The sequence below is a fragment of the Rhodopseudomonas sp. BR0M22 genome (assembly GCF_010907035.1).
Lineage (GTDB): Bacteria > Pseudomonadota > Alphaproteobacteria > Rhizobiales > Xanthobacteraceae > Rhodopseudomonas.
In genome coordinates, this window is sequence record NZ_QUMK01000081.1 from 1 (window position 1) to 24,532 (window position 24,532).

Annotated in this window: 28 protein-coding genes and 1 pseudogene; 17 read left to right on the forward strand and 12 right to left on the reverse strand. The window is 66.0% G+C overall.

What is annotated here, in order from left to right; all coding sequences use genetic code 11:
- Position 1: 1 nt before the first annotated feature.
- Positions 2–661: a hypothetical protein gene (locus DY468_RS21430; RefSeq protein ID WP_246701082.1), complete on the reverse strand. Its 660-nt coding sequence runs from the start codon at positions 659–661 to the stop codon at positions 2–4.
- Between the two features lie 51 nt (positions 662–712).
- Positions 713–1,459: a uroporphyrinogen-III synthase gene (locus DY468_RS21435; protein ID WP_164607180.1), complete on the reverse strand. Its 747-nt coding sequence runs from the start codon at positions 1,457–1,459 to the stop codon at positions 713–715.
- Between the two features lie 242 nt (positions 1,460–1,701).
- On the opposite strand from DY468_RS21435, the gene tsaD reads away from it, so the two are divergent.
- The 4 genes from tsaD to DY468_RS21455 all read left to right on the forward strand — a co-directional run bounded on the left by tsaD (position 1,702) and on the right by DY468_RS21455 (position 5,058).
- On the forward strand, positions 1,702–2,775 hold the full coding sequence (gene tsaD / locus DY468_RS21440; protein WP_164607222.1) for a tRNA (adenosine(37)-N6)-threonylcarbamoyltransferase complex transferase subunit TsaD: 1,074 nt from the start codon (positions 1,702–1,704) through the stop codon (positions 2,773–2,775).
- A 36-nt stretch (positions 2,776–2,811) separates the two neighbouring features.
- A complete protein-coding gene (locus DY468_RS21445) occupies positions 2,812–3,801 on the forward strand; it encodes an NAD(P)H-dependent glycerol-3-phosphate dehydrogenase (RefSeq protein WP_164607182.1) in 990 nt (329 codons plus the stop codon).
- A 2-nt stretch (positions 3,802–3,803) separates the two neighbouring features.
- Positions 3,804–4,217, forward strand: a complete 414-nt coding sequence (locus tag DY468_RS21450) for an EVE domain-containing protein (RefSeq protein WP_011155821.1) — start codon at positions 3,804–3,806, stop codon at positions 4,215–4,217.
- A 178-nt stretch (positions 4,218–4,395) separates the two neighbouring features.
- Positions 4,396–5,058 carry a class I SAM-dependent methyltransferase gene (locus tag DY468_RS21455; protein ID WP_164607184.1) on the forward strand — a complete coding sequence of 221 codons (663 nt, stop codon included), beginning with the start codon at positions 4,396–4,398 and terminating at the stop codon, positions 5,056–5,058.
- 28 nt (positions 5,059–5,086) lie between these two features.
- Here the strand turns inward: DY468_RS21455 and DY468_RS21460 are convergent, their stop codons facing one another.
- Positions 5,087–6,085 (reverse strand): AraC family transcriptional regulator, encoded by a 999-nt coding sequence (locus tag DY468_RS21460; protein WP_164607185.1) that lies wholly within the window; start codon positions 6,083–6,085, stop codon positions 5,087–5,089.
- Positions 6,086–6,297: 212 nt separating this feature from the next.
- On the opposite strand from DY468_RS21460, the gene DY468_RS21465 reads away from it, so the two are divergent.
- Entirely contained in the window at positions 6,298–7,497 is a 1,200-nt protein-coding gene (locus tag DY468_RS21465; protein ID WP_164607187.1) for a DUF2336 domain-containing protein, read from the forward strand.
- Between the two features lie 48 nt (positions 7,498–7,545).
- A complete protein-coding gene (locus DY468_RS21470) occupies positions 7,546–7,830 on the forward strand; it encodes a PilZ domain-containing protein (RefSeq protein ID WP_164607189.1) in 285 nt (94 codons plus the stop codon).
- Here DY468_RS21470 and mtaB read toward each other — a convergent pair whose 3' ends face one another.
- On the reverse strand, positions 7,831–9,102 hold the full coding sequence (mtaB, locus tag DY468_RS21475) for a tRNA (N(6)-L-threonylcarbamoyladenosine(37)-C(2))-methylthiotransferase MtaB (RefSeq protein WP_164607191.1): 1,272 nt from the start codon (positions 9,100–9,102) through the stop codon (positions 7,831–7,833).
- Positions 9,102–9,983, reverse strand: coding sequence for a diaminopimelate epimerase (gene dapF / locus DY468_RS21480; protein ID WP_164607193.1), 882 nt, complete (start codon positions 9,981–9,983; stop codon positions 9,102–9,104). Before dapF ends, mtaB begins: the two co-directional genes overlap by 1 nt.
- Positions 9,984–10,219: 236 nt before the next feature.
- Here dapF and DY468_RS21485 point away from each other — a divergent pair, with 236 nt between their 5' ends.
- On the forward strand, positions 10,220–10,996 hold the full coding sequence (locus DY468_RS21485; RefSeq protein WP_164607195.1) for a GyrI-like domain-containing protein: 777 nt from the start codon (positions 10,220–10,222) through the stop codon (positions 10,994–10,996).
- Positions 10,993–11,688 (forward strand): SIMPL domain-containing protein, encoded by a 696-nt coding sequence (locus tag DY468_RS21490; protein WP_164607197.1) that lies wholly within the window; start codon positions 10,993–10,995, stop codon positions 11,686–11,688. Before DY468_RS21485 ends, DY468_RS21490 begins: the two co-directional genes overlap by 4 nt.
- Before the next feature lie 9 nt (positions 11,689–11,697).
- On the opposite strand, the gene DY468_RS21495 is transcribed toward DY468_RS21490, so the two are convergent.
- From DY468_RS21495 to DY468_RS21505, 3 genes are read right to left on the reverse strand one after another with little or no spacing between them, the layout of a single operon-like run.
- Positions 11,698–12,759, reverse strand: a complete 1,062-nt coding sequence (locus DY468_RS21495) for an MBL fold metallo-hydrolase (RefSeq protein ID WP_164607199.1) — start codon at positions 12,757–12,759, stop codon at positions 11,698–11,700.
- A gap of 4 nt (positions 12,760–12,763) precedes the next feature.
- Positions 12,764–13,171 carry a type II toxin-antitoxin system VapC family toxin gene (locus DY468_RS21500; protein WP_107353845.1) on the reverse strand — a complete coding sequence of 136 codons (408 nt, stop codon included), beginning with the start codon at positions 13,169–13,171 and terminating at the stop codon, positions 12,764–12,766.
- Positions 13,172–13,420, reverse strand: a complete 249-nt coding sequence (locus tag DY468_RS21505; protein WP_164607201.1) for a type II toxin-antitoxin system Phd/YefM family antitoxin — start codon at positions 13,418–13,420, stop codon at positions 13,172–13,174.
- Between the two features lie 266 nt (positions 13,421–13,686).
- Between DY468_RS21505 and ffh the strand changes: the two genes are divergently transcribed.
- The 6 genes from ffh to leuC all read left to right on the forward strand — a co-directional run bounded on the left by ffh (position 13,687) and on the right by leuC (position 19,394).
- Complete coding sequence (gene ffh, locus DY468_RS21510; RefSeq protein ID WP_164607202.1) at positions 13,687–15,237, forward strand: signal recognition particle protein; 1,551 nt, start codon at positions 13,687–13,689, stop codon at positions 15,235–15,237.
- A gap of 164 nt (positions 15,238–15,401) precedes the next feature.
- Complete coding sequence (gene rpsP / locus DY468_RS21515; RefSeq protein WP_011155812.1) at positions 15,402–15,722, forward strand: 30S ribosomal protein S16; 321 nt, start codon at positions 15,402–15,404, stop codon at positions 15,720–15,722.
- 12 nt (positions 15,723–15,734) lie between these two features.
- The gene (gene rimM / locus DY468_RS21520; RefSeq protein ID WP_164607204.1) at positions 15,735–16,283 is read left to right on the forward strand and encodes a ribosome maturation factor RimM; all 549 of its coding nucleotides are present in this window, start codon (positions 15,735–15,737) and stop codon (positions 16,281–16,283) included.
- 142 nt (positions 16,284–16,425) lie between these two features.
- Positions 16,426–17,172: a tRNA (guanosine(37)-N1)-methyltransferase TrmD gene (trmD, locus tag DY468_RS21525; RefSeq protein ID WP_164607206.1), complete on the forward strand. Its 747-nt coding sequence runs from the start codon at positions 16,426–16,428 to the stop codon at positions 17,170–17,172.
- 113 nt (positions 17,173–17,285) lie between these two features.
- A complete protein-coding gene (gene rplS, locus DY468_RS21530) occupies positions 17,286–17,675 on the forward strand; it encodes a 50S ribosomal protein L19 (RefSeq protein WP_164607208.1) in 390 nt (129 codons plus the stop codon).
- A 309-nt stretch (positions 17,676–17,984) separates the two neighbouring features.
- The gene (gene leuC / locus DY468_RS21535) at positions 17,985–19,394 is read left to right on the forward strand and encodes a 3-isopropylmalate dehydratase large subunit (protein ID WP_164607210.1); all 1,410 of its coding nucleotides are present in this window, start codon (positions 17,985–17,987) and stop codon (positions 19,392–19,394) included.
- Positions 19,395–19,592: 198 nt separating this feature from the next.
- On the opposite strand, the gene DY468_RS21540 is transcribed toward leuC, so the two are convergent.
- From DY468_RS21540 to DY468_RS21550, 3 genes are all read right to left on the reverse strand, one after another.
- Positions 19,593–19,901: a hypothetical protein gene (locus DY468_RS21540; protein ID WP_205512585.1), complete on the reverse strand. Its 309-nt coding sequence runs from the start codon at positions 19,899–19,901 to the stop codon at positions 19,593–19,595.
- Positions 19,902–20,012: 111 nt separating this feature from the next.
- Complete coding sequence (locus DY468_RS21545) at positions 20,013–20,294, reverse strand: hypothetical protein (protein ID WP_164607212.1); 282 nt, start codon at positions 20,292–20,294, stop codon at positions 20,013–20,015.
- A 236-nt stretch (positions 20,295–20,530) separates the two neighbouring features.
- On the reverse strand, positions 20,531–20,872 hold the full coding sequence (locus DY468_RS21550; protein ID WP_164607214.1) for a hypothetical protein: 342 nt from the start codon (positions 20,870–20,872) through the stop codon (positions 20,531–20,533).
- Between the two features lie 106 nt (positions 20,873–20,978).
- Between DY468_RS21550 and DY468_RS21555 the strand changes: the two genes are divergently transcribed.
- The 3 genes from DY468_RS21555 to DY468_RS21565 all read left to right on the forward strand — a co-directional run bounded on the left by DY468_RS21555 (position 20,979) and on the right by DY468_RS21565 (position 24,353).
- A complete protein-coding gene (locus DY468_RS21555) occupies positions 20,979–21,392 on the forward strand; it encodes a metallopeptidase family protein (protein ID WP_164607216.1) in 414 nt (137 codons plus the stop codon).
- 85 nt (positions 21,393–21,477) lie between these two features.
- Positions 21,478–22,083 (forward strand): 3-isopropylmalate dehydratase small subunit, encoded by a 606-nt coding sequence (gene leuD, locus DY468_RS21560; RefSeq protein ID WP_164607218.1) that lies wholly within the window; start codon positions 21,478–21,480, stop codon positions 22,081–22,083.
- 578 nt (positions 22,084–22,661) lie between these two features.
- Complete coding sequence (locus DY468_RS21565; protein ID WP_164607220.1) at positions 22,662–24,353, forward strand: methyl-accepting chemotaxis protein; 1,692 nt, start codon at positions 22,662–22,664, stop codon at positions 24,351–24,353.
- A gap of 68 nt (positions 24,354–24,421) precedes the next feature.
- On the opposite strand, the pseudogene DY468_RS25035 reads toward DY468_RS21565, so the two are convergent.
- Positions 24,422–24,532, reverse strand: a pseudogene (locus tag DY468_RS25035) (IS110 family transposase); the annotation flags it as partial.

Here is a 24,532-nt window from a genome sequence, read left to right on the forward strand (position 1 = left end):
GTCAGAGGTGTATAAGAGACAGGCGGACGATGGCGCGGCCGCTTCCGATCCGGCCGGTCGCGGCCGGATCGGAAGCGGCTGCGCCATCGTCCGCCGCCTTCGGTCGCGCTTCGAGATTGGTGATCCGGATCGCGAGCGCTTCCAGCGCCGCGCTGTCGCCGGGTGCGGCTGCTGCGCCGCCCGCCGCGGGAGCGGCTTCGAGCTTGGCGATCCGGGCATTGAGCGCATCGAGCGCGGCCGGATCGGCCTGCGGCGCGGTGACGCTGGTCGACGACAGGAATTGCGGCAGCAGTCCCATTTTGGCGGCGCCGACCACGAGGCCGGTGGCGATCGCGATCGTCAGCACCGGCGGCAGGATCAGCGATGCGAGGCTGCTCCGCGGCGGCGCCGAACTCTGCGCCGATGCAGCGGTATCGGCGGCAGCCGTCGTGGTGGCGAAGTCCGGCTCCGGCAGTCCGGCGGACTGTTCGGCTTGCTCGCGCTGATCGGCCGCGATGTCGAAAGCCTGCTCCGGTCCCCGTGCCGGCTCGGCGTCGGGGGATGCCTCTACGGCCTGCTCGGTCTCGGTCCCGCCAGGTACGGCGCCCGTCTGCCGCGCAGCCGGCTGACGATGCTCGGCCGGCTCCGCAGCCTGTTCGTGTTCGGGCCTGTTCTCGACCATCCTTGGATTTTCCTCGTCGCTACCAGTCGGCACCGGCAGTCCGGTGCCGTGTCAGTTGACCTTGGCCGGGCCCAAAGCCCGATCCAGCGCTTCGAGCAGCGCCTTTTCATCAGGCTTGCGCGCCACCATCACCTGATTGGCGCCGGCCTCACGCACCACCTCGGACACCGCTTCCGACAGGCAGCACTGCGGAATCGCCAGCGCGGAGATCTCGATGCCGGAGCTGCGCGTCGCGTCGACAAAGGCGCGCGCGCTGCGCCGCGAGTAATGCAGCACCGCCTCGATCCGGTTCGCGGCGAATGCGTCGCACACCTCACCCGGCAGGCCGGGCACCGGCACCATCTTGTAGGCGGTCTGCATCACGACGTCGAAGCCGTCTTCGCGCAATTCGCCGGCGAGGTCGCGCGACAAATCGGCGCCCGCCAGATACAGCAGCGCGCCGGCGCTCTTACTCTTGTCGCTGATGCTGTCGCGGATCTTGATCCTGAGTTTGGCGGCGTCGCCATCGGCAATGATCACGGATGAGAAGCCGGCATCCTGCGCCTTGCGCGCGGTCTGCTTGCCGACCGCAAACAGCGGCAGCTTCATCAGCCGGGCCAGCACCGGCTGGTCCTCGAGCGCCCGCAGCGCATTGGCGCTGGTGACGATGACGCCGATGTACCGAGCCTCCAGGTCGTCTGGAAACGGCACCGGCTCGAACCGCAGCATCGGCGCCAGCAACACATCATAACCCTTTGCGCGCAGCGTCTTCGCTGTCGCGTCGCCGTCGGGTTGCGGGCGGGTAACGAGCAAAGCCACGCGTTACGTCCTCGCCTGTCGATCGATGAAAACGAAACCGTTGAAACCGGATCGCACGACAACGATCTTGATGCAGACCGGTTGCGCTGCTGCGTCCTGCATCGGTGCTCCCACGCAATCTGCCGGGGCCGCAGGGCGCCAAGGGGATGATTGCATTCCAAGACCCCGCAATGCTACGCGAGGCAAGGAGAACGCCGGTTCGGGCGCAAACGCAAGGGCTCAATTTGACTAGTGAACAAGCCTTGCTGGTGCTGGGGATCGAGACCACCTGCGATGAAACCGCAGCCGCCGTGGTCGAGCGCCGTGCCGACGGCAGCGGCCGGTTGCTCTCCAATATTGTACGCTCGCAGACCGAAGAGCACGCGCCGTTCGGGGGTGTCGTCCCGGAGATCGCGGCGCGCGCTCATGTGGATGTGCTCGACGGCATCATCGCGGCCGCGATGAACGAGGCCGGCGTGGCATTCGCCGGTCTGTCCGGGGTTGCGGCAGCCGCCGGGCCCGGGCTGATCGGCGGCGTGATCGTCGGACTGACCACCGCCAAGGCGATTGCGCTGGTGCACGGCACCCCGCTGATCGCGGTCAATCATCTCGAAGCCCACGCGCTGACGCCGCGGCTGACCGACTCGGTCGAATTTCCCTACTGTCTGTTCCTCGCGTCCGGCGGCCATACCCAGATTGTCGCGGTGCTCGGCGTCGGCGATTATGTCCGTTTGGGCACCACCGTCGACGATGCCGTCGGCGAGGCGTTCGACAAGATCGCCAAGATGCTCGGCCTGCCCTACCCCGGTGGCCCGCAGGTCGAGCGTGCGGCCGAGGCCGGCGATCCCAACCGGTTCGCATTCCCTCGTCCGATGCTCGGACGTCAGGATGCCAACTTCTCGCTGTCCGGCCTGAAGACCGCCGTGCGCAACGAGGCCGGCAAGTTGACGCCGCTCGATCCGCAGGACATCAACGATTTGTGCGCGGGCTTTCAGGCCGCGGTGCTGGACTCGGTGGCTGACAGGCTCGGCACCGGGCTGCGTCTGTTCAAAGAACGGTTCGGGCCGCCGAAAGCGCTGGTCGCGGCCGGTGGCGTCGCCGCCAATCAGGCGATCCGCCGGATGCTGCGCGAGGTCGCCGCCAAGGCGCAGACCACGCTGATGGTGCCGCCGCCGGCGCTGTGTACCGACAACGGCGCAATGATCGCCTGGGCCGGTGCCGAACGGCTGGCGCTCGGCCTCACCGACGCCATGGATACCGCGCCCCGCGCGCGCTGGCTGCTCGACGCTGGCGCCACCGCGCCGGCCAAATTTGCCAACACACGCGCCGGGTTCTAAGGCCGGGCTCAAGTCGGTCGCTTGGATGATGTTGCGATGAGTTCGTTGAATTCGATTGCCGTGCTCGGCGGCGGTGCCTGGGGTACCGCGCTGGCGCAGACCGCTGCGCGCGCCGGGCGAAACGTGACCTTGTGGGAGCATGATGCCGGCAATGCCGAGCATTTGATCACCAGGCGCGAAAGCCGGTTTCTGCCCGGCGTGATGCTGGAGCCATCGGTCCAGGTCACGCGTGACCTCGCCGAAGCGGCGCGCGCCGAGGCGTTGCTGCTGGTCGTTCCGGCGCAGGTGCTGCGTCAGGTCGTGACCTCGCTGCAGCCGCTGATCGCGCCGAAGACGCCGCTGGTCGCCTGCGCCAAGGGCATCGAGCACGGCACCCACCGGTTCATGACCGAGATCATCGCCGAAGCCGCCCCGGCTGCGATCCCGGCAATTCTGTCGGGCCCGAGCTTTGCGGCGGACGTGGCGCGCGGCCTGCCGACCGCCGTGACGATCGCCGCGACCGACGCCGCCTGCGCGCAGGCGCTGGCCCAGGCGATGAATTCCGGCAGCTTCCGCCCGTATCATTCGACCGACGTGCGCGGCGTCGAGCTCGGCGGCGCCACCAAGAACGTGCTGGCGATCGCCGCCGGCATCGTCGAGGGCCGTCAGCTCGGCGCATCGGCGCTGGCGGCGATGACGACGCGCGGTTTCGTCGAACTTGTACGGTTCGGCAAGGCCTATGGGGCACGGATCGAGACCATGCACGGCCTGTCGGGCCTCGGCGATCTGACGATGTGCTGCTCGACGCCGCAGTCGCGCAACTTCTCGTTCGGCATGGCGCTCGGCCGCGGCGAAGGGATCGAGACTGCCGCGCACGGCAAGCTGGCCGAAGGCTATTACACCGCGCCGGTGCTGCTGGAGATGGCGCAGGCCAAAGGCATCGACATGCCGATCTCGACCGCAGTGGCGGCGGTGCTCGACGGCAAGCTCAGCGTCGATGCGGCGATCGAAGGGCTGCTGACGCGGCCGCTCAAGGCGGAGGAATAGACGTGGCGTACTGGCTGGTGAAGTCCGAGCCGTCGGTGTGGTCGTGGGACCAGCAGGTCGCCAAGGGGGCCGCCGGCGAAGCCTGGACCGGTGTGCGAAATCACTCCGCCAAGCTGCACATGGTGGCGATGCGGCGCGGCGACCGCGCGTTCTACTATCACTCCAACGAGGGCAAGGAGATCGTTGGCATCGCCGAGATCATCCGCGAGGCCTATCCGGATCCGACCGATGCCAGCGGCAAGTTCGTCTGCGTCGACATCAAGGCCGACAAGCCGCTGAAGACCCCGGTGACGCTCGCCGCCGTCAAGGCCGAACCCCGCCTCGCCGACATGGCGCTGATGAAATACTCGCGCCTGTCGGTGCAGCCGGTCACGGCCGAGGAGTGGAAGCTGGTCTGCAAGATGGGCGGGCTGTAGGGGACGGACAGCAGGACAGATCATGGTTCGAGACGCCCGGCTCCGCCGGGCTCCTCACCATGAGGGCCTTGCCTGGAGCCTAGGCGCCTCATCCTGAGGAGCGGCCATTTGGCCGCGTCTCGAAGGATGAGGATGGTGATCGCTTTACATCTCTCCGCCGCTCGCCCATCACCGCGCGATGAGCACGTCCGCGATTACCGATCCCGTCGCCTTCATCCACGCCAACACCCGGCTGCGCGCGGTGCCGCTGGTGCCGGAGGTGGTGCTGCATGTCGCCGACGAGGCGCTGCCGCTGTGGAGCAAGACCGAGGAAGAGCTGGGCGAAGCCGGGTTGCCGCCGCCGTTCTGGGCGTTCGCCTGGGCCGGCGGACAGGCGCTGGCGCGCTATGTGCTGGATCATCCGCAGGACGTCGCCGGCAAGGACGTGATCGATCTCGCTTCCGGCTCCGGGCTGGTGGCGATCGCGGCGATGAAGGCCGGCGCGCGTAAGGTCACCGCGTTTGACATCGACGGCTTTGCGCGCGAGGCGATCCTGGTCAATGCCGCGGCCAACGGCGTCGCGATCGATGTCTGCGGCGACGATCTGCTCGCCGGGCCGCATCCGCTGCCGGCGCAGGTCGTGCTGGCCGGCGATATCTTCTATCAGCAGGACATCGCCGGGCTGGCCTTCGAGTTTCTGCAGAGCCGAGCGGCGCAAGGCGCCCGGGTGCTGATCGGCGATCCGGGCCGTTACTATTTGCCGAAGGAGCGGCTCGTCCAACTTGCCAGCTACGGCGTGCCGGTGACGCGCGAGCTGGAAGACTCCGAAATCAAACACACTGGCGTATGGACGCTGAAATAACTGCCGAACCCACACCGCCGGCCGCACATCATCGTGCCCAGTGACTTGCAGGCCCCGCACCGTCCCGCGGCGCATCGGGCCCGGTCCAATGCGCCAGGGCGAGGGTCTGGGATGGCAGCTCACCAAACAGCGTTCGGTAGCTTCTCGAAAAGTCGCTCAGATGCCAGAAGCCGTATGCCAAGGCGCAGGCCTTGACGCTGATGTTGCCGATCAGCAGCCGCTGCCGAACCTGCCAAAGACGTTTGAGCTTGAGGTAACGATGCAGGCTCATACCGCGATATTGCAGCACAGCGTTGTGCAGGGTTCGGACCGAAACCCCAAGAGTGCCCGCCAACTCGCCGCTGTAGATCGGGCTTGCCGGGTTTGCGGAGATGATCTCATCAATGCTCTTGATGATACCAAGAAATCGCTCGGCTTGCGATGACCGCCGGCCCAGCGCGAAGGCCGAATTCGCGAATGCCTCGTCGGCCGCTGCGAGCAGCGATTCCTTGGCGCCTTGTGCGACCTCCGGCCTTTGCAGGTCGTCTGGGGAATGCGAGGCGAGAGTCATGATCTCCATCACCAGACAGCGAAGCCTGTCATGGGCAGGTCGCGGCATGATGAAATGGGCAAAGCCTTTATCCGCGGCCGGCCATCCACGGTCGTGTATCTCCGGCTCGAATGCTACGCGCGCGAAGCAATGGGGCTTGTTCTCATACGCAACGTAACCGGCGCCGCCGTGTCCGAGGACGAGGGTCGAGACCTTGAGATCGATGCCGTTGAACAGGCCCGCAGCTTCGTCGGTCATCGAGAAGCCGATGACCGTCCGACCCGGCATGAGCTTCCCGCCGGTGAGGCGGGGAAACGAGCTCTCCACCAACATGTCACAGCCCGGCATGGTCAGCATGAACTGACGAGCCGAGATCTTTCTAACGAGCGGCGTCAATTCGAACTGGAGGGCTGTCGCGCCCGACCGGTATCGGTCGATATCGTCGAAGTGAAATATCCGCAGCGCGGCCGATGGGGCCAATGACAGCGTAGTTTTCATGCTGCTCAAAGCAAACCTGGAAGCAGCGCCCAACAGGTGCGCTCGAAACGCGAGTACGCCGCCCGCTCGCTCGGCATGTCGAGCAAATCGTCTGCCTCGCTTGGCGGTACAATAGTATTTGAGGGGTGCGCTGCGGGAATGTCCAGGTCTTTGCAGATTTTCGATATCGATTTTACCGCTCATTAATGACCGTCTAACCCACGCTTGAAAGATTGCAGTGTGCGTCGACTGCGTATCACCGCGTCGCGGAAATAAGCGAGCGCAGTCGGGGGGAGCGATCAGTTACAAGGATATTCGACGTGTCTGATTTCACGGCGACGACAACCCAAGGCTCTTTGCTCGACGAACTCGAGTCCGCGATTCAGACCGGTTCGGCCGAGCGCCGTCTCGAGACTCTGCGACGGGTCACGGATCTCTTCCTGGGCGGCAGTAACAAATTCAATGAAGACCAGATCGCCGTTTTCGATCAAGTCCTGGGGCATCTGATCAGGAAGATCGAAACCCGGGCGCTGGCCGAGCTGAGCGTTCGGCTGGCGCCGATCGACAATGCGCCGCTGGAGACAATCAGAAGTCTGGCGCGAAACGACGATATCGAGGTCGCTCGACCCGTGCTCGAAGAATCGGCGCGTCTGACCACGAGCGATCTCGTGGAGATCGCAAGGACCAAGGGGCAGGCTCACCTGCTGGCGATTTCCGGTCGTCCGACGCTGACCGACCCGGTGACGGATGTGCTTGTCGAGCGCGGAAACATGGAAGTGTTTCATCGGCTCTTGAGCAACGAGACGTCGTCGATCTCGGCTGCCGGCTTCGCTGTGCTGGCCAAAGCCGCCGAGCAGGACGAACTGTTGGCCGAAAAGGCGGGCCGGCGCATCGACATCCCGATCAAGCTGCTACGCGACCTGTTGCTGAGGGCGAAGGAAGCGGTTCGCGAGCGGCTGCTGGCGGTGATGCCCGAGAAGGTTCGGAACGAGATCCAGTATGTCCTCAATTCCGTGGTCCAGGCCGTGGATCACGAGGTCTCGCAGCCGCGCGATTTTGCGTCAGCTCGCAGGTTCGTCGAACTTCTCAAGGAAAAGGGCGAACTCCAGGAAAAGGATCTGCTGCGGTTCGCGAAGGCCGGCCAATACGAGGAAACGGTCGCCGCGCTGTCGTTGCTGGCAGCGACGCCGATCGACATTCTCAAGCCGCTGATGCAGAGCCCGCGCTGCGACGGCTTGCTGGTGCCGTGCCGCGCCGCGGACTTCAGGTGGGAGACCGTCAGCGCGATCCTGCAGATGCGCTTTTCGGCGACTCCCCTCCCGATGCTCGAACTCGACCGGATCGGGCAGGAGTTCGCGAAGCTGTCGAAAGCCAGCGCACAGCGGATGCTGAGATTCTGGAAAGTGCGGGAAAGCACTCAAGCGAGCGCGTAGCGCGAGCCGCCACATTCGCGGTGATCAAGGATCGGGGGAGAAACCACCATGAGCTGGGATAAGCGCAAGGCCAAGCGTGTGCAGTTTCAACGGGCGACCAGCATCGAAGTCTGCATTGTCGGGGTCGACGGCCTTTGGCGACGTGAAGGCAAGCTTCTCGATATCTCCGAATCCGGCGTTCTGTTGAGTTGCACGGCGCCGATCCAGGGATTGGATCTCAGAACCTTCCTGCTGGAGTTCAAGCCGAGAGGCATGGCCAGCCGGCTCTGTTCGGCCGTGCGTGTCGAGGCCGGCCGCATCGCGGCGCGTTTCGTCAAGGAAAAGGCTCGCTAACTACACTGTAAGCCGTGCGCCGTCGTGCGCTGCCATCATCAGTCGCCGCACCGTGCCGGGCGTCTCGCCGCTGATCGAAACCGGAATGAAATGCTCGGTGCGGCCCTGCGTCGGACTTTCGATCAGCACGTTTCGCACCGCGCCGATCTCCACGGCCAGCCGCCGCCGCAGCGCCGCTTCGCCGGCCGCGCGCAGACGCCTTGCCCGGTCCCTGATGACATCGCCCGCCACCTGCGGCATTCGCGCCGCCGGCGTGCCGGGGCGCGGCGAGTACGGAAAGACATGCAGAAACGTCAGGCCGCACGCCTCGACCAGATCGAGCGAGCGTCGAAACATGTCGTCGGTCTCGGTCGGAAAGCCGGCGATCAGGTCGGCGCCGAGCGCGATGTCCGGCCGCAGCCGGCGGACCTCCTCGCAAAACGCGATGGCGTCGGCGCGGCAGTGGCGGCGCTTCATCCGCTTCAGCACCAGATCGTCGCCGGCCTGCAGCGACAGATGCAGATGCGGCATCAGCCGCGGTTCGGTGGCGAGCGCGTCGATCAGGTCGCGATCGGCCTCGACCTGATCGATCGACGAGATCCGCAGCCGCTGCAGCTCCGGAACGTGTCGTAATACTTTCTTAACCAGCGTGCCGAGCTTGGGGGCGCCCGGCAGGTCGGCCCCATAGCTGGTCAGGTCGACGCCGGTCAGCACGATCTCGGCGTGGCCACGCTCGGCCAGCAGCCGCACCTGTTCGACCACCGCGCCGACCGGCACCGAGCGCGAGTTACCCCGTCCATACGGGATGATGCAGAAGGTGCAGCGATGGTCGCAGCCGTTCTGCACCTGAACGAACACCCGCGGCAGCCCGCTCTGGTAGCCGTCCACCAGATGCGGCGCCATCTCGCGCACCGCCATGATGTCGGCGACCGCGATCTTCTGTTCGGTGTCGAGCCCGAAGCTCGCTCTGTCGTCGAGCGCGCTCTTGGCGGCTTGCCAGGCGGCGCTGCGGGTCTTGTCGTCGTTGCCGATGACGCGGTCGACCTCTGCCATCGCGGCGAACGTCGCCGGCTCGGTCTGCGCGGCGCAGCCGGTGACGATGATGCGTGCCTCGGGACGCGCCCGCTTCAGCTTGCGGATCTGCTGGCGGGCCTGCGCCACGGCCTCGTTGGTCACCGCGCAGCTATTGACCACGATGGTCTCGGTGAGCCCTGCGCCTTCCGCCTCGCGCCGGATCAATTCGGATTCGAACGCATTGAGGCGGCAGCCGAAAGTGACGACCTCGACGGCCATTACGCGGTGGTCGAAGCGCGCGCGCCGGCGAACAGCGCCGGATCGAACCGGCCCTCGAACTCGAATTCGGCGCCGCCGGTCATCAGCACATGGTCGTCGCTGTCGCGCCAAGCGATGGTCAGCCGGCCGCCCGGCAGCGTCATTTCAACAGTCCGGTCGGTTCGCTTCAGCCGCGCGGCCGCGACCGCGGTGGCGCAGGCGGCGGAGCCGCACGCCTTGGTCAGGCCGGCGCCGCGCTCCCAGGTCCGCATCGTGATGTGCTGGCGATCGACGATATGGGCCAGCGTGATGTTGGCCCGTTCGGGGAAGATCGGATGGTTCTCCAGCAGCGGCCCGAGCCGGGCAAGATCGTAGGCGTCGATATCGTCGACCCAGAAGACCGCGTGCGGGTTGCCCATGCTGACGGCCGAAGGCGTATGCAGCACCGGCGCGTCGATCGGGCCGATCTGCAATTCGATCATGCGGGTGTCGCGGAATTCCTCGGCGAGCGGGATGTCCTGCCAGCCGAATTTCGGTTCGCCCATGTCGACGGTGTAGAGGCCGTCGGCCGGGCCACGCCAGCAATTGAGCAGGCCGGCGCGGGTCTCGAAGGTCAGGCCGTTCTTGTCGGTGCCTGCAAACATCTGCCGTGCGACGCAGCGCATGCCGTTGCCGCAGGCGCCGGATTCGGACCCGTCGTTATTGTAGATGCGGACGAAGGCTTCGGTGCCGGGCAGCCGGGCCGGCTGCAGCAGCATGAGTTGGTCGTAGGGGACATGCGCCGCCACGGCCCGCGCATCGGCCGGCGTCACCGGTGCCGGTTGATCGCGCAGGTCGACCACCACGATCTCGTTGCCGATGCCGTTCATCTTGGCGAACAGGCGGTTGTCCAGCGCGCTCATGCTTTCGTCCTCGCCGCGCCTATATGGCGAACCCCGGCTGGTTTGGCCAGTCCGCCGCCGGCAGCGTCCTCCGGCCACAGGGAAGCCACAACGCCGTCGCATGCCTCGCCAGGACGGGACGACGTCGCGGATCGGATGCTATGAGAGGGCGCTCGACTCGGCGTCTCGCGCATCGGCCGACGCTGTACCACGCGGGAAGGTCGGGCGTGGTTCGCTGCGGCCTTGGGAGACATGGAATGGAACGCCCCTACCTGTTTGGTCTGACGCGTATCGGGCTCATACCGTCGCTGGTCCTGACGCTCGGGATCGCCGGTGCATCGGCCCAGACTGCGGCCGACGCCAACAAGGACGCCAAGGACAAGCCGCCGGCCGCAGCACCTGCGCAAGCTCAGCCTCCGTCGACGCCTGCCACGCCCGCAACTCCGGCGCCCGCTGCCCCGGCCACGCCGCCCGCCGCGAGCGAAACGCCGGCTGCGGCGCCGGCCCCCGCCACGCCTCCGTCGGCGGCCCAGACACCGGCGGCGCCGACAACGCCCGCACCGGTGCAGACCGCAGATCCGTTCGGCGAAGAGACCACGCTGGAGCCGAAGACGGCGGTGATCCTGAAAGGAAAGGCGAACTGGGACAACGCCTTCGACAGCCTGATGGAGGCGTTCAAGTCGCTGACCGCGCTGCTCGACAAGCAGGGCATCGTGCCCAATGGAAATCCGATCATCGTCTATACTTCGACCGATGATGCCGGCTTCACCTTCCTGGCCGAGATACCAGTGCCACAGGAGCCGAAGAACCTCGGCAAGTCGATGAGCATCGGCAAGTCGCCCGACGGCAAGGCGCTGAAATTCGTCCACCGCGGCTCTTACGACAACATGGACAACACCTACGAGGCGATCACCAACTTCCTCGACGACAAGAAGCTGGAAGCCAAAGACACCTTCATCGAGGTGTACATGACCGACCCCTTGAAGACCGCCGAAGACAAACTGGTGATCAACGTTTACGTGCCGATGAAATGAAAAAACTCCTCGCTGTCCCCGCTGCCGTCGCCGTCTGCCTGCTCGTCGCTCTTCCGGCCCGCGCCCAGGACGCGCCGCCGCCGGGAATCGTCGTGCGTGGCGAAGCCCACAAATCGGTCGCGCCCGACATCGCCGGGATCGAGGCCGGCGTGTCGAATTTCGCCAAATCGGCTCGCGCGGCGGCGGAAGCCACCAACCTCGCAATGGGCAAGGTGCTGCTGGAACTGAAGAACGCCGGCATCGACCCCAAGGATATCCAGACCTCGCAATTGTCGCTGCAGCCGCAATATGCAGACCGGCCGGGCCCGACCGAGATCACCGGCTATGTGGCCAAGAACATCGTCTCGGTGAAGGTCCGCGACATTGCGGCGGTCGCGGGCATTCTCGACCGGCTGATGACGGCTGGCGTCAACGAGGTTCGCGGCATCAGCTTCGGCGTCAGCGATTCCTCGAAGCTGCTCGACGAAGCGCGGACCGAAGCGATCGCCGACGCGCGCCGCAAAGCGGAGGTCTATGCGCGCGCCGCCGGCCTCACCCTCGAGGCGCCGCTGTCGATCGCCGAAGATCCTGGTGCCGTCGTGATGCCGATGCGCAAGATGGCTGCCGATTTTGCCGCCGGTGCTCAGGTCGCGCCGGGCGAGCAGACCCTGAACGTGTCGGTGACGGTGAACTGGGCCTTCAAGGCGCGCTGAGCGCGGCCCTCACAGCTCGAACACCTGTCCGGGCTTCAGCGCCGGAAACCGTTCGCGCGGCACGCCGGCTGCGTCCAGGGCCGCATACAGCGCCTGCTCCGGCGCGTCGATCGCCTCGTCGGTGAGCTGGAAGGTGCCGTGATGATTGGCGAGCGCCCGCTCGGCGCCGCAATCGGCCAGCGCTTTCACCGCGTCGGCCGGATTCATGTGCTGATCCTGCATGAACCAACGCGGCTCGTAGGCGCCGATCGGCAGGATCGCCAGCTTCAACGGCGCATGGGCGTCGCGGACGCGGCGGAAGTGCTTGCCGTCGCCATAGCCGGAATCGCACACCACGTAGATCTTGCCGGCCGGGGTCTCGAGCACGAAGCTCGCCCACAGCGCGCGGTTGCGATCGAACAGGCCGCGCGCCGTCCAGTGCCGGGTGGGCACCAGCGTCACCGCAACGCGATCGTTCAGCGCGACCCGGTCGCTCCAATCGTAGGCTTCGGCGCGGATCGCAGCGTCGTGCGCGGTCATCGTCAGATCATTGCCGAGCGGCGTAATCACCCGCGGCTTGTGGGCGGCGGCGAGCCGCGACAACGTGGCGAGGTCGAGATGGTCGTAATGACCGTGCGACACCAGCACCACGTCGATATCCGGCAACTTATCGAACGCGATGCCCGGATCGTTGTGCCGCTTCGGCCCTGCGAATGAGACCGGCGAGACCCGCTCCGACCACACCGGGTCGATCAGGATGTTGAGTCCGGCAGTCTGGATCAGCCAGCTCGCATGGCCGACATAAACCAGCCGGACGCCCACGCCGTCGACGCGCGGCGGCGGGGTGTCGGCGAACGGGCTCGGCGCCCAGTCCGGCCATTGCGCCGGCTTGTGGCTGAACCGCCAGCGCAGCACGTCGAGGAAGCTCTTCGGCGGCGCGCCATCGGGATCGAAAAACCGCGTGCCATCGAAGTGATCGGTGACCGGGCCTTGGTAATAGGTCATGCGGGAGATCCAGAGGGAGGAAAGCCCGGCCGTGGCGGCAAGGCCGGCAGCAGTCGCCAGCAGGCGGCGGCGTGTGATCGCGTTCATCCGCTCATGCGCCGACCAGCGCAACGCCTTCGGCGGTCGCCGCCCGGACCAGCGCCGCGTCGAGCGTTGCCAGCCCGATCCGCTCGCGCTGCGCCAGTTCGAGATAGGCGGCGTCGTAGAAGGTCAGGCGGTGGCGCTGGGCCAGATCGAACACGGCATCAGCACCTGGAAGAGGATCCAAGACGATGGCCGCCCGATTTATCCGATCGAGCACTCGCTTCATTTGCTGATGGTCGATCCGGCCACGCCTTGATCCGACCAAGACGGCGTTGCGGAGTTCAAACCAGAACAGCGCGGGTGCAACTGCGGTTGCGCCGCGTTGCAGACGTGTGAAAGCGGCGTCGGCGACAGGTTCATCCTCATCGTCGAAACAATACGCCGCTGCCACAGAGGCATCGATGACGAAGCGCACTTAGAACCGACGACCTTCGTCACGCCAGGCAATGATCTCTTCGGCAGTTGCCCGTCCCGACTTCTTACGCAGCTCTTTCAGTTCTTCGATGGCGCGCCGAGCATCCTCCCGACGGCTTTCGTCGAACGGAGGCGCGAGCTCGGACGAGCCCGCTCCCTCGCGGCTGATCGTCACCGTTTCGCCGCGCTCGACCTCATCGAGCAGTTTCGCAATGTTGGCCCGCGCATCTGCCAGACTGACGTGCTTCATGACCTTGGACCTCGTTAAGTTCACGAAATATAGCGCTTTTCCGCCCGGTCGGGAGTCCCTCCAAGGCGCCGAACAGTCGGATTTCTTGACTTCGGGGCGATGTCGCGTATTGATGCCGTCGAAATCTCGAAAAGTGCTCTTTTCGATCCGCCGCCCGGTCCTGTGAGGCCGGAGGTCAACGTCCGACAGCGCGATGCGCCCTCGGGCGCCATAAGTGTTTGGTTTTGTAGGCCTTTCGCCGGAAGGCCGTCGCTGGAATTGGGCCGATGTTCGATAATCTCTCGGATAAGCTGGGCGGTATTCTCGATCGGCTGACCGGGCGCGGTGCGCTCAGCGAGGCCGATGTCGACGCGGCGATGCGCGAAATCCGCCGCGCGCTGCTGGAAGCCGACGTCGCGCTCGAAGTGGTGCGCTCGTTCACCGAGCGGGTCCGCGAGCAGGCCGTCGGCGCCACCGTCGTCAAGTCGGTCAAGCCCGGCCAGATGGTGGTCAAGATCGTCAATGACGAGCTGATCGCCACGCTGGGGTCCGAAGTCCAGTCGATCGACCTCAACGCCGTGCCGCCGGTGCCGATCATGATGGTCGGTCTGCAGGGCTCGGGTAAGACCACCACCACCGCCAAGCTGGCGCGCCGCATGACCGAGCGCGACAAGCGCAAGGTGCTGATGGCCTCGCTCGACGTCTATCGTCCGGCCGCGATGGAGCAGCTCGCGGTGCTCGGCCGCGATCTTTCGATCGACACGCTGCCGATCGTCGCCGGTCAGCAGCCGCCGGATATCGCCCGCCGCGCGATGGAAGCCGGCAAGCTCGGCGGCTACGACGTCGTGCTGCTCGACACCGCCGGTCGCACCACGCTCGACGAAGAGATGATGACTGAGGCGGCCGAGATCAAAGCCGCCGCCAATCCGCACGAAGTGCTGCTGGTCGCTGATAGCTTGACCGGTCAGGACGCCGTCAATCTCGCCCGCGCGTTCGATCAGCGCGTCGGCCTCACCGGTATCGTGCTGACCCGTATCGACGGCGACGGCCGCGGCGGTGCCGCACTGTCGATGCGTGCCGTCACCGGCAAGCCGATCAAGCTGATGGGCACCGGCGAAAAGACCGATGCGCTCGAAGACTTCCATCCGAGCCGGATCGCCAGCCGCATCCTCGGCATGGGCGACATCGTCTCGCTGGTCGAAAAGGCCGCTGCGACGCTGGACGCCGAAAAGGCCGCCGCCGTCGCCGAGAAGATGCGCAAGGGCAAGTTCGATCTGACGGACTTGCGCGATCAGTTGCTGCAGATGACCAAGATGGGCGGCATCGGCGGGCTGATGGGACTGATGCCCGGCATCTCGAAGATGAAGAACCAGATCGCCGCGGCCGGGATCGACGACAAGATCCTCAAGCGCCAGGTCGCGATCATCGATTCGATGACCCGCGAGGAGCGCAAGAACCCCGACATCCTCAAAGCCAGCCGCAAGAAGCGCATCGCCGCCGGCGCTGGCATCAAGGTCGAGGACGTCAACAAGCTGTTGAAGATGCATCGCAACATGGCCGACATGATGAAGGCCGTCGGCCGCGGCAAGGGCGGCCCGATGGCCGGCTTCGCCAAGGCGATGGGCTTCGGCGGCGGTCTGCCCTCGCCGGACGAGATCAAGGCAATGCAGGAAAAGATGAAGAGCGGCGACATGCCCGAGGGGCTGCCGGAGCTGCCGAAGGATCTGCCGGCGTCGCTGCGCGGCGGCATGCCCAATCTGCCCGGCCTCACCGGCCTGTCCGGCAAGCCGACGCTGCCCGGCCTCGGTGGCTTCCCGGGATTCGGGAAGAAGAAATGAGGCCGCTCACTCACCTCTCTGTCATTCCGGGGCGCCGCGCAGCGGCGAACCCGGAATCTCTCTCCCAGAACAGCTCGGGATTCCGGGTTCGCGCTTCGCGCGCCCCGGAATGACGAACTAACTGCTCAACTCGTATACACGAACCCCCACCTAGGAGATCCGCAATGTCCGTCGTTATCCGCCTCGCGCGCGCTGGTACCAAGAAGCGCCCGTTCTATCACGTCGTCGTCGCCGACTCGCGCTTTCCGCGCGACGGCCGCTTCATCGAGCGCCTGGGCTACTTCAACCCGCTGATGGCGAAGGACAACGAAGCCCGCCTGAAGCTCGATCTCGACAAGGTCAAGGACTGGCTCGCCAAGGGTGCGCAGCCGTCGGACCGCGTGGCCCGCTTCCTCGACACCGCCGGTGTCCGCAAGCGTGAAGCCCGCAACAATCCCGAGAAGGCGGTGCCGCGCAAGGAGCGCAAGGCCGCCGACGGCAAGTAAGCGGGGCGGTTGATGCCGTCCGGGCTCACCTGCGTCGCCCGGCAAGTCTGCGTCGCGCGAATCGGCGCGCCGCATGGCGTGCGCGGTGCGGTGCGGCTGTGGAGCTTCACCGCCGATCCGTTCGCCGTGGCCGACTACGGTCCGCTCGTAACCAAGGACGGCGCGCGCCAGTTCGAGATCGCGAGCGCGCGCGAGGCCAAGAGCCATCTGGTGGTGACGCTGAAAGGCGTCACCACGCGCGACGAGGCCGAACGGCTCAACGGCGTCGAGCTCTATGTGGCACGCGACAAGCTGCCGCCGACCGAGGCCGACGAGTACTACCACGCCGACCTGATCGGGCTCGCCGCGGTCACCACGACGGGCGATCCGCTCGGCAAGGTGGTGGCGATCCATAATTTCGGCGCCGGCGACATCATCGAAATCGCGCCGCCGTCAGGTCCGACGCTGCTGCTGCCGTTCACCAATGCGGTGGTGCCGACCGTCGACCTCGCCGCCGGCCAGGTGGTGATCGAACCGCCGAACGAGATCGAAGGCGACACGCCGAACCATCCGGAAGCGTGAAGGCTCGTCGATCGGTCCGGACGAACGCTGCTACACTCTCTGTGGTCATCGCCGGGCTCGACCCGGCGATCCATCATCTTGCGAAGAAGCTGGATGCGTGGGGCAAGCCCGCGCATGACGCCTCACCTTTTGCAGGCTCTGCATGACTTGGCGCGCCACCGTCCTCACCCTGTTTCCGGAGATGTTTCCCGGCCCGCTCGGCGTCAGCCTGGCGGGGCGGGCGCTGGCGTCCGGGCTGTGGGGCCTGGAGGCGCGCGATATCCGGGACTCGGCCACGGACCGGCACCGCAGCGTCGACGACACCCCGGCGGGCGGCGGCCCCGGCATGGTGCTGCGCGCCGACGTGCTGGCGGCCGCAATCGACGCGGTGGACGCATCCGCTGACCGGCCGCGGTTGGTGATGAGCCCGCGCGGTCGGCCTTTGACCCAGGCCCGCGTCGCCGAGCTGGCGGCCGGCCCCGGGCCGCTGATCGTCTGCGGCCGGTTCGAAGGCATCGACCAGCGGGTGATCGACGCGCGGGGGCTCGAGGAGGTCTCGATCGGCGATTACGTGCTGTCGGGCGGCGAGATCGCCGCGATGGCGCTGATCGACGCCTGCGTCCGGCTGCTGCCGGGCGTGATGGGCAAGCTGGAATCCTCGACCGACGAGAGCTTTTCGGCCGGTCTGCTGGAATATCCGCAATACACCCGGCCGCAGAGTTTCGAGGGACGCCCGATCCCCGAGGTGCTGCTGTCGGGCGATCACGCCAAGGTCGCGGCGTGGCGGCTCGGCGAAGCAGAGGCCCTGACCAGGGCCCGGCGGCCGGATTTGTGGGCCGCGAGGCCCGCGCAAACCATTCGGGCAAAGGGCGAATCGCAAAAAACGCCAAAAAACAAGACGGACGGGTGACAAACCCCCAAGATTGCCGTATAGCACCGCCAAATCCGTGCAATGGCAGGACAATGGATCTTTGCGCAGCCCGCGCCGGGATGGTCGGGCGCGCCGCCGATGGAGAATTATCGATGAACCTGATTCAGACGCTCGAAAAAGAGCAGTTCGACAAGCTGTCGGCCGGCAAGACGATTCCGGAGTTCGGTCCCGGTGACACCGTGATCGTCAACGTGAAGGTCGTCGAAGGCGAGCGTTCGCGCGTGCAGGCCTATGAAGGCGTCTGCATCGGCCGCTCGGGCGGCGGCATCAACGAGAGCTTCACCGTTCGTAAGATTTCTTACGGCGAGGGCGTGGAGCGCGTGTTCCCGCTGCTGTCGCCGATGATCGACTCGATCAAGGTGGTGCGCCGCGGCAAGGTGCGTCGCGCCAAGCTGTATTACCTGCGCAACCTCCGCGGCAAGTCTGCCCGCATCGTCGAGAAGAAGCAGGACCGCACCGCTGCGGCCGCTGCCGCCGAGTAATCGGCGCTTCGAGATTTGGTGTTTCGAAAGCGCGGCCTTCGGGTCGCGCTTTTTTGTTGCGCCTGCGCTGCGGGCCGGCCTGCACGGCGAAACATTGTCGGCCGGTCGCGACGTGCTATATGGGTGGAATGTTTCCAAATCGCCGCCGCGCCGCGAAGATTGTGCTCGACGACCGCAGCCGCCTGCCGTGGCGGTTCTTCGGCCGGCTGACCACGGCCGCGCTGATTAGCTGATCGGCCCGCGGCGCCCGCCCGCCGCGCGATCGACCTCACTTCGATAATTCAAAGATCCTTCCGAAGGACCGACACCATGTCCGCCAAGCCCACCACGCTGTACGACAAGATCTGGAACGACCATCTGGTCCACGAGGCCGAAGACGGCACCTGCCTGCTGTATATCGACCGTCATCTGGTGCACGAAGTCACCTCGCCGCAGGCGTTCGAAGGGCTGCGCACTGCCGGCCGCAAGGTTCACGCGCCGGAGAAGACGCTGGCGGTGGTCGACCACAACGTGCCGACCACGGATCGCTCCAAGCCCAATCCGGATCCGGAAAGCGCCGAGCAGATCGCCGCGCTGGCCGAGAACGCCCGCGACTTCGGCATCACCTACTACAACGAGTTCGACAAGCGTCAGGGCGTGGTCCACGTCATCGGCCCGGAGCAGGGCTTCACGCTGCCCGGCACCACCATCGTCTGCGGTGACAGCCACACCTCGACCCACGGTGCGTTCGGCGCGCTGGCGCACGGCATCGGCACGTCCGAGGTCGAGCACGTGCTGGCGACCCAGACGCTGATCCAGAAGAAGGCCAAGAACATGCGCGTGACGGTCGACGGCCAGTTGCCGGCCGGCGTCACCGCCAAGGACGTGATCCTGGCGATCATCGGCGAGATCGGCACCGCGGGCGGCACCGGCTACGTGCTGGAATACGCCGGCGACGCGATCCGGTCGCTGTCGATGGAAGGCCGCATGACGGTCTGCAACATGTCGATCGAAGGCGGCGCCCGCGCCGGCCTGATCGCGCCGGACGAGCGCGCCTACGAATTCCTGAAGGGCCGTCCGCTGGCGCCGAAGGGCGAGGCCTGGGACGCGGCGATGCGCTATTGGGACACGCTGCGCTCCGACGACGGCGCGCATTTCGATCACGAGCTGAAGCTCGACGCCGCTGCGCTGCCGCCGATCGTCACCTGGGGCACGTCGCCGGAGGACGTCATCTCGATCACCGGCCGTGTGCCGAACCCGGCCGACATCGCCGATGAAGCCAAGCGGCTCTCCAAGGAGCGCGCGCTGGCCTATATGGGTCTGACTCCGGGCACCAAGATCACCGATATCAAGATCGACCGGATGTTCATCGGCTCCTGCACCAACGGCCGCATCGAAGATCTGCGCGCTGCCGCCAAGGTCGCCGAGGGCAAGACCGTCAACGCCAACGTCAACGCCATCATCGTGCCGGGCTCCGGACTGGTGAAGGAACAGGCCGAGGCCGAGGGGCTGGACAAGATCTTCATCAAGGCCGGCTTCGAATGGCGCGAGCCGGGCTGCTCGATGTGCCTCGCGATGAACCCCGACAAGCTGGCGCCGGAAGAGCGCTGCGCCTCGACCTCGAACCGCAACTTCGAGGGCCGTCAGGGCTTCAAGGGCCGCACCCATCTTGTGTCGCCGGCGATGGCCGCCGCCGCCGCGATCGCCGGCCACTTCGTCGACATCCGCGATTGGCACTAACCGAGACGCGGTCGCTCGCGGGCTCGTTCCGCGATCGTCCGCTCCGATGATCAGCAAACAGGCGCCTCGCGGGGCGCCTGTTTTGTTTCGACAGGACCGTGCCGGAATCGCGCTCCCGGCGGGGATCGCCGGAACGATAAGTCCGGCGCGAGACTCATCGACGCGCTCGAATCCGGAGCGGCGATCGACGACCGTCGCTTACCAAGACGGCCCGAGGCCCCAGCCGAAGCCGAACGGGAAGAAAGGCGCGACCGGATCGGGCCGATACCAATGCGGGTGGGCGTTGTAGTCGTAGGCCCGGCGCGGTGCGTACACATAGGTGCGGTGCGGCGGCGGATGCCGGTGGAAGTGGCGATGCCGAACGTGCGGCTTACGTTGCCGTGCGCCGATATCGGTCGCCTGCGCCGCCGATGCGCCGGGTGCCTTGGCGGGGGGTGACGCTGCGCCAGCAGGGCCGCCGACGCCGAGCGTCGCCGCCAGGATGGCCGCTCCGATCCATGCACGCATCGTCACCTCCATCACTTGTTGTCTCACTATCATGTCGGCGCGACGTGCCGAAATGCAACGGCCTAACCGAAACGGGCCCGCATTTGCGGGCCCGTTGGTAACCGATCCGTATCAGCGCCAGTGGCGGTGATGATGGTGACGGTAGTGATGGTGGTGGTGACGGTGGCCGTAATGCCGGCGAACGTGGTGGTGCCGATGCCAGCGGTGGTGATGGCGGTGCATGTGCCGGTGATGCCGGTACTGCACTTCGGTCGCCTGCGGGATCGCGTCGCGCTGCACCGCGGCGGCGATGCCCGGGGTCGACAGCGGCGCCGCCTCGGCGCGTTTGTCGGGCGCAGCGATCAGCAACAGACCGGCGATCATGGCCAAGCCCGACAACTTCAGAATCTTCATCCAACAGCTCCATGGTTGGCGACGCGCGTCCGGCCGCTTGCTGGCGGTCGGCGGGCCGCTCGGAATGACCCCCTGACAATCAGGCTGACGCGCACGACGTGAATGCGGAGTGAATGCGTCACTCGCCGCACAGCAATGCGCGATCAGCGCGCCAAGTTCCGGAGAGGTTGCTGATTTGCTTGGTACTGCGCGTACCAATGAGGCGTCGCTGCGAGGCCTTCAGGCGAAGGCGATGGTCAGCCGCGACGCCAGAAGCAGTTCATCCGCGGCACGATCACGGTGCCGCTCGGCCGATGCTCCTGGACGTAGCTGGCGGTGCAGTCGCGCACCGCGTTCGGGCCCGGATTGTAGCGTGGGATGACGTTGTCGCTGTCGTCGCGCGGATAGACTGGCACCCGCCGCGGCGCCCGCCGAACCCGTTCCTGCGACGAGACGTCGGTGAGACGATCGGCCGCTGGCCGCGCGGCGGTCGCCGCCTGCTGGGCCTGAGCCGGCACGGTCGCCGGCAGGCAGGCAGCTAGCCCCAGTCCCAGCGTTGCCGCTGCGATCGCGATCCGCCCGATGCCGATCTGGTTCATGCTGCCATCCGCCCCTTCAAAGCCCCGCGGCAACGTCCCCGATCATGGCGCCGTCGTCAACCGGAAGCCGCTTGCCGCCCCCACCCGATCGCGTACAACGGCCGGCATGTGGATCAATGCCAAAGCCCCCTCCCTGGCCGAGCTGGAACAAATGGCGCACGAGATGTTCGCCCGCCTGCCCGGCGAATTCCGGTCGTTGTGCGAGGACGTCATCATCCGGGTCGACGATTTCGCCACCGAGGAGGTGCTCGACGAGCTCGGGGCCGAAACCGAGTTCGACGTGCTCGGGCTGTTCCAGGGCATCGGCCTGCCGCAGCGCTCCAGCCAGGACGTCGCCCCGATGCCCAATATGATCTGGCTGTATCGCCGGCCGATCCTCGACTATTGGGCCGAGCACGACGACAGCCTGGGCGAGATCGTCCGCCATGTCCTGGTGCACGAGATCGGCCATCATTTCGGCCTGTCGGACGACGACATGGAGGCGATCGAGGCCAAGGCGGACGAGACGGCCGAGGATTGAACCTGCCGCGCGGGGCTCTGCGGTTTGTCGGCTTGACCGACGGCCTGGGGGCGCTAAGACCATTCCAAACCCCGGAGACCTGACGATGGACAAGTTCACCACGCTGGAAGGCGTCGCGGCGCCGCTGAAGATCATCAATGTCGACACCGACATGATCATTCCGAAGCAGTATCTGAAGACCATCAAGCGCACCGGTCTCGGCAAGGGCCTGTTCTCGGAGCAGCGCTACAAGGACGACGGCAGCGAGAACCCGGATTTCATTCTCAACAAGCCGGCCTATCGCGGCGCCAAGATCCTGGTCGCAGGCGACAATTTCGGCTGCGGCTCGAGCCGCGAGCACGCCCCCTGGGCGCTGCTCGATTTCGGCATCCGCTGCGTGATCTCGACCTCGTTCGGCGACATCTTCTACAACAACTGCTTCAAGAACGGCGTGCTGCCGATCCGCGTCTCGCAGGCCGATCTGGACAAGCTGTTCGACGATGCCGAGCGCGGCTCCAACGCCACGATGACGATCGATCTGCAGGCGCAGGAAATCCGCGGCCCCGACGGCGGCGCGATCAAGTTCGAGATCGACCCGTTCCGTAAGCACTGCCTGATCAACGGCCTCGACGACATCGGGCTGACGCTTGAAAAGAAGTCGTCGATCGACGCCTATGAAACCAAAGCCGCCAAGGAGCGCGCCTGGGCTTGACGCGCGCCCCTCTCCGCCTGCGCGGAAAGAGGAGCCGTGGCAGAGCCGACCGCTGTACCCCTTTGGGGTGCTCGATCGGTGAGCCGCTGTTATGAGCACCGACATGCCCGGCCTTGTGCCGGGCACTTTTTTTGACGCGCCGATCGCCACATAACCGAGGGGGCTCTTGCGGAGGTGCGGTGTTGGCACCAGTCGTCTGCAACGGCGGTGACACGCGTTGCACGGGATCGGCCACACGGGGTGCCACGATGGTCGTATGGACCGGAACGTCGCAGCAGCGCACTGCATAACGTGCGAAGCTGGTCGACGTTTGCGGAGTGCGACGGTCTGCCCTGCGTGGCGCGCGCGTCTTGAGCGAACGAGACGGAGACGCATCGCAACGGATGCGAACGCAATCGATCGAGTAACAATTCAATCGATGCGCTGAACCGCGCCTGCGCGCGCTCGCAGATGAAAGAAATATGTCGTCCCTGTATCGGCTGACGACGATAGTCGGGTGCCGACTTCCGCGTTTTGTAACGTCGTCTTAAATCCACGGAACTAATCGGATCGGAATTGATCCCTCCGAGACTCCCTTCATGAAAATCCGTCTCTCGATCACATCGATGATCGTTGTCTTCGCCGTGGTCGTTCTGGCGAGCCTTACGGCGATGCTGACCACCAACTTCATGGCGCTCAATCAATTGCGGGTCGGTGGGCCGCTGTATTCGCAGATCAAGCTCGGCAACGATCTGGTCGCCGACATTCTGCCGCCGCCGGCCTATGTGATCGAAGCCTATCTCGAAGCCACGCTGGCGCTGCGCCGGCCTACCGAGTGGCGCGCGCATGCCGCCAGACTCGAGCAGCTCCGCCGCGATTATCTCGCGCGGCAAAAATTCTGGACAGGCTCTGCGCTCGAGCCTGAGCTGAAGACGCGGCTGACCGTGGATTCCGACGCAGCAGTGCAGAAGTTCTGGACGGTCGCCGAGCAGCAGTTGATCCCAGCCTTGAGCGCGGGTGATCAGACCGCTGCGGAAGCCGCCTACACCAAGCTGGATTCGATCTACGGGGCTCACCGCGCCATCATCGACGACATCGTCAGACGCGCCAATGCGGCCAATGCCGAACTGGAAGAAGAAGCCGCCCGGCAGGTCGGGAGCTATTCGATCATCGTGTGGATGTTGTCAGGCCTTGCGGCGCTGCTGATCGCGCTGGGCGTCGCCGGTCTTGCGATCGGAATGGTCCGTCCGTTGGTGCGGTTCACCGCCGCGATGCAGGCGATGGCGGCCGGCATGCTCGACGTGGTCATTCCCGGCGCCGGCCGCAGCGACGAGATCGGCGCCATGGCCAAGGCGATCACGGCGATCAAGACCAACGCCGAACACAAGGCGAACCAGGAGGCGGCGGAACAGAGCCGGCAGGAGCACCTCGCCGCCGAGCGCCGCAAGGCCGACATGGCGCGGCTCGCCGACGGTTTCGAAGACGCGGTCGGAGAGATCATCAAGACCGTGTCGTCGGCCGCCAACGAATTGGAAGCCGCGGCGCATTCGCTGTCGTCGACTGCGGCGCGGTCGCTCGAACTCGCAGTCGATGTCGCGTCGTCGTCGCAGGAGGCATCGGCCGGCGTGCAGTCGGTGGCGTCCGCCAGCGAGGAACTGACCGCATCGGTGCACGAAATCGGCCGGCAGGTGCAGACCTCCGCCAGTGTTGCGACCGAAGCAGCCGATCAAGCCCGCCGCACCAACGAACGGGTCGGTGAATTGTCTGCGGCGGCCGCACGGATCGGCGACGTCGTCGAACTGATCAGCACCATTGCCGGTCAGACCAATCTTTTGGCACTGAACGCGACGATCGAAGCGGCGCGTGCCGGCGAAGCCGGCCGCGGCTTTGCGGTGGTGGCGTCGGAGGTCAAGGCACTGGCCGAACAGACCGGCAAAGCCACCGGCGAGATCGGCCAACAGATCACCGGCATTCAGGCGGCGACCGACGAGTCGGTGGCGGCCATCAAGGAGATCTGTGCGATCATCGGTCAGATGTCGGAGATCTCGTCGTCGATCGCTTCCGCGGTCGAGGAGCAGGGCATGGCCACCAAGGACATCGCGGTCAACATCCAGCACGCCGCCCACGGCACCTCGCAGGTCGACGAGGACATCGCCCGCGTCCAGGCCGGCGCCCGCGAAACCGGCGCGGCCTCGGTCCAGGTGCTCTCGGCCGCTCAATCGCTGTCGAGCGAAAGCAGCCGTCTGCGCGCCGAGGTCGGCAACTTCCTGGCATCGGTGCGGGCGGCCTGATCTGAAGCCTTTGCCACGCACTCCGTCATTCCGGGGCGCGAACGAAGTTCGCGAACCCGGCGACTGTCTCATGTGTCAAGGGTCTTACCTTGATATGGCGTGTCGGCTTTGACGAGTGCGTTGGCTGTGACGAGCAGTTTTCGGGCGATTGCGATGAGCGCGACCTTTCCGGGTTTTCC

What these genes read in the sequence shown, in the direction of transcription:
- DY468_RS21430 (WP_246701082.1), bottom strand. Translation starts at nt 661, where the DNA reads ATGGTCGAGAACAGGCCCGAACACGAACAGGCTGCGGAGCCGGCCGAG.
- DY468_RS21445 (WP_164607182.1), top strand. Translation starts at nt 2,812, where the DNA reads ATGAGTTCGTTGAATTCGATTGCCGTGCTCGGCGGCGGTGCCTGGGGT.
- DY468_RS21455 (WP_164607184.1), top strand. Translation starts at nt 4,396, where the DNA reads ATGAGCACGTCCGCGATTACCGATCCCGTCGCCTTCATCCACGCCAAC.
- DY468_RS21460 (WP_164607185.1), bottom strand. Translation starts at nt 6,085, where the DNA reads ATGAAAACTACGCTGTCATTGGCCCCATCGGCCGCGCTGCGGATATTT.
- DY468_RS21470 (WP_164607189.1), top strand. Translation starts at nt 7,546, where the DNA reads ATGAGCTGGGATAAGCGCAAGGCCAAGCGTGTGCAGTTTCAACGGGCG.
- mtaB (WP_164607191.1), bottom strand. Translation starts at nt 9,102, where the DNA reads ATGGCCGTCGAGGTCGTCACTTTCGGCTGCCGCCTCAATGCGTTCGAA.
- dapF (WP_164607193.1), bottom strand. Translation starts at nt 9,983, where the DNA reads ATGAGCGCGCTGGACAACCGCCTGTTCGCCAAGATGAACGGCATCGGC.
- DY468_RS21485 (WP_164607195.1), top strand. Translation starts at nt 10,220, where the DNA reads ATGGAACGCCCCTACCTGTTTGGTCTGACGCGTATCGGGCTCATACCG.
- DY468_RS21490 (WP_164607197.1), top strand. Translation starts at nt 10,993, where the DNA reads ATGAAAAAACTCCTCGCTGTCCCCGCTGCCGTCGCCGTCTGCCTGCTC.
- DY468_RS21495 (WP_164607199.1), bottom strand. Translation starts at nt 12,759, where the DNA reads ATGAACGCGATCACACGCCGCCGCCTGCTGGCGACTGCTGCCGGCCTT.
- DY468_RS21505 (WP_164607201.1), bottom strand. Translation starts at nt 13,420, where the DNA reads ATGAAGCACGTCAGTCTGGCAGATGCGCGGGCCAACATTGCGAAACTG.
- ffh (WP_164607202.1), top strand. Translation starts at nt 13,687, where the DNA reads ATGTTCGATAATCTCTCGGATAAGCTGGGCGGTATTCTCGATCGGCTG.
- rpsP (WP_011155812.1), top strand. Translation starts at nt 15,402, where the DNA reads ATGTCCGTCGTTATCCGCCTCGCGCGCGCTGGTACCAAGAAGCGCCCG.
- rimM (WP_164607204.1), top strand. Translation starts at nt 15,735, where the DNA reads ATGCCGTCCGGGCTCACCTGCGTCGCCCGGCAAGTCTGCGTCGCGCGA.
- trmD (WP_164607206.1), top strand. Translation starts at nt 16,426, where the DNA reads ATGACTTGGCGCGCCACCGTCCTCACCCTGTTTCCGGAGATGTTTCCC.
- rplS (WP_164607208.1), top strand. Translation starts at nt 17,286, where the DNA reads ATGAACCTGATTCAGACGCTCGAAAAAGAGCAGTTCGACAAGCTGTCG.
- leuC (WP_164607210.1), top strand. Translation starts at nt 17,985, where the DNA reads ATGTCCGCCAAGCCCACCACGCTGTACGACAAGATCTGGAACGACCAT.
- DY468_RS21540 (WP_205512585.1), bottom strand. Translation starts at nt 19,901, where the DNA reads ATGCGTGCATGGATCGGAGCGGCCATCCTGGCGGCGACGCTCGGCGTC.
- DY468_RS21545 (WP_164607212.1), bottom strand. Translation starts at nt 20,294, where the DNA reads ATGAAGATTCTGAAGTTGTCGGGCTTGGCCATGATCGCCGGTCTGTTG.
- DY468_RS21550 (WP_164607214.1), bottom strand. Translation starts at nt 20,872, where the DNA reads ATGAACCAGATCGGCATCGGGCGGATCGCGATCGCAGCGGCAACGCTG.
- DY468_RS21555 (WP_164607216.1), top strand. Translation starts at nt 20,979, where the DNA reads ATGTGGATCAATGCCAAAGCCCCCTCCCTGGCCGAGCTGGAACAAATG.
- leuD (WP_164607218.1), top strand. Translation starts at nt 21,478, where the DNA reads ATGGACAAGTTCACCACGCTGGAAGGCGTCGCGGCGCCGCTGAAGATC.
- DY468_RS21565 (WP_164607220.1), top strand. Translation starts at nt 22,662, where the DNA reads ATGAAAATCCGTCTCTCGATCACATCGATGATCGTTGTCTTCGCCGTG.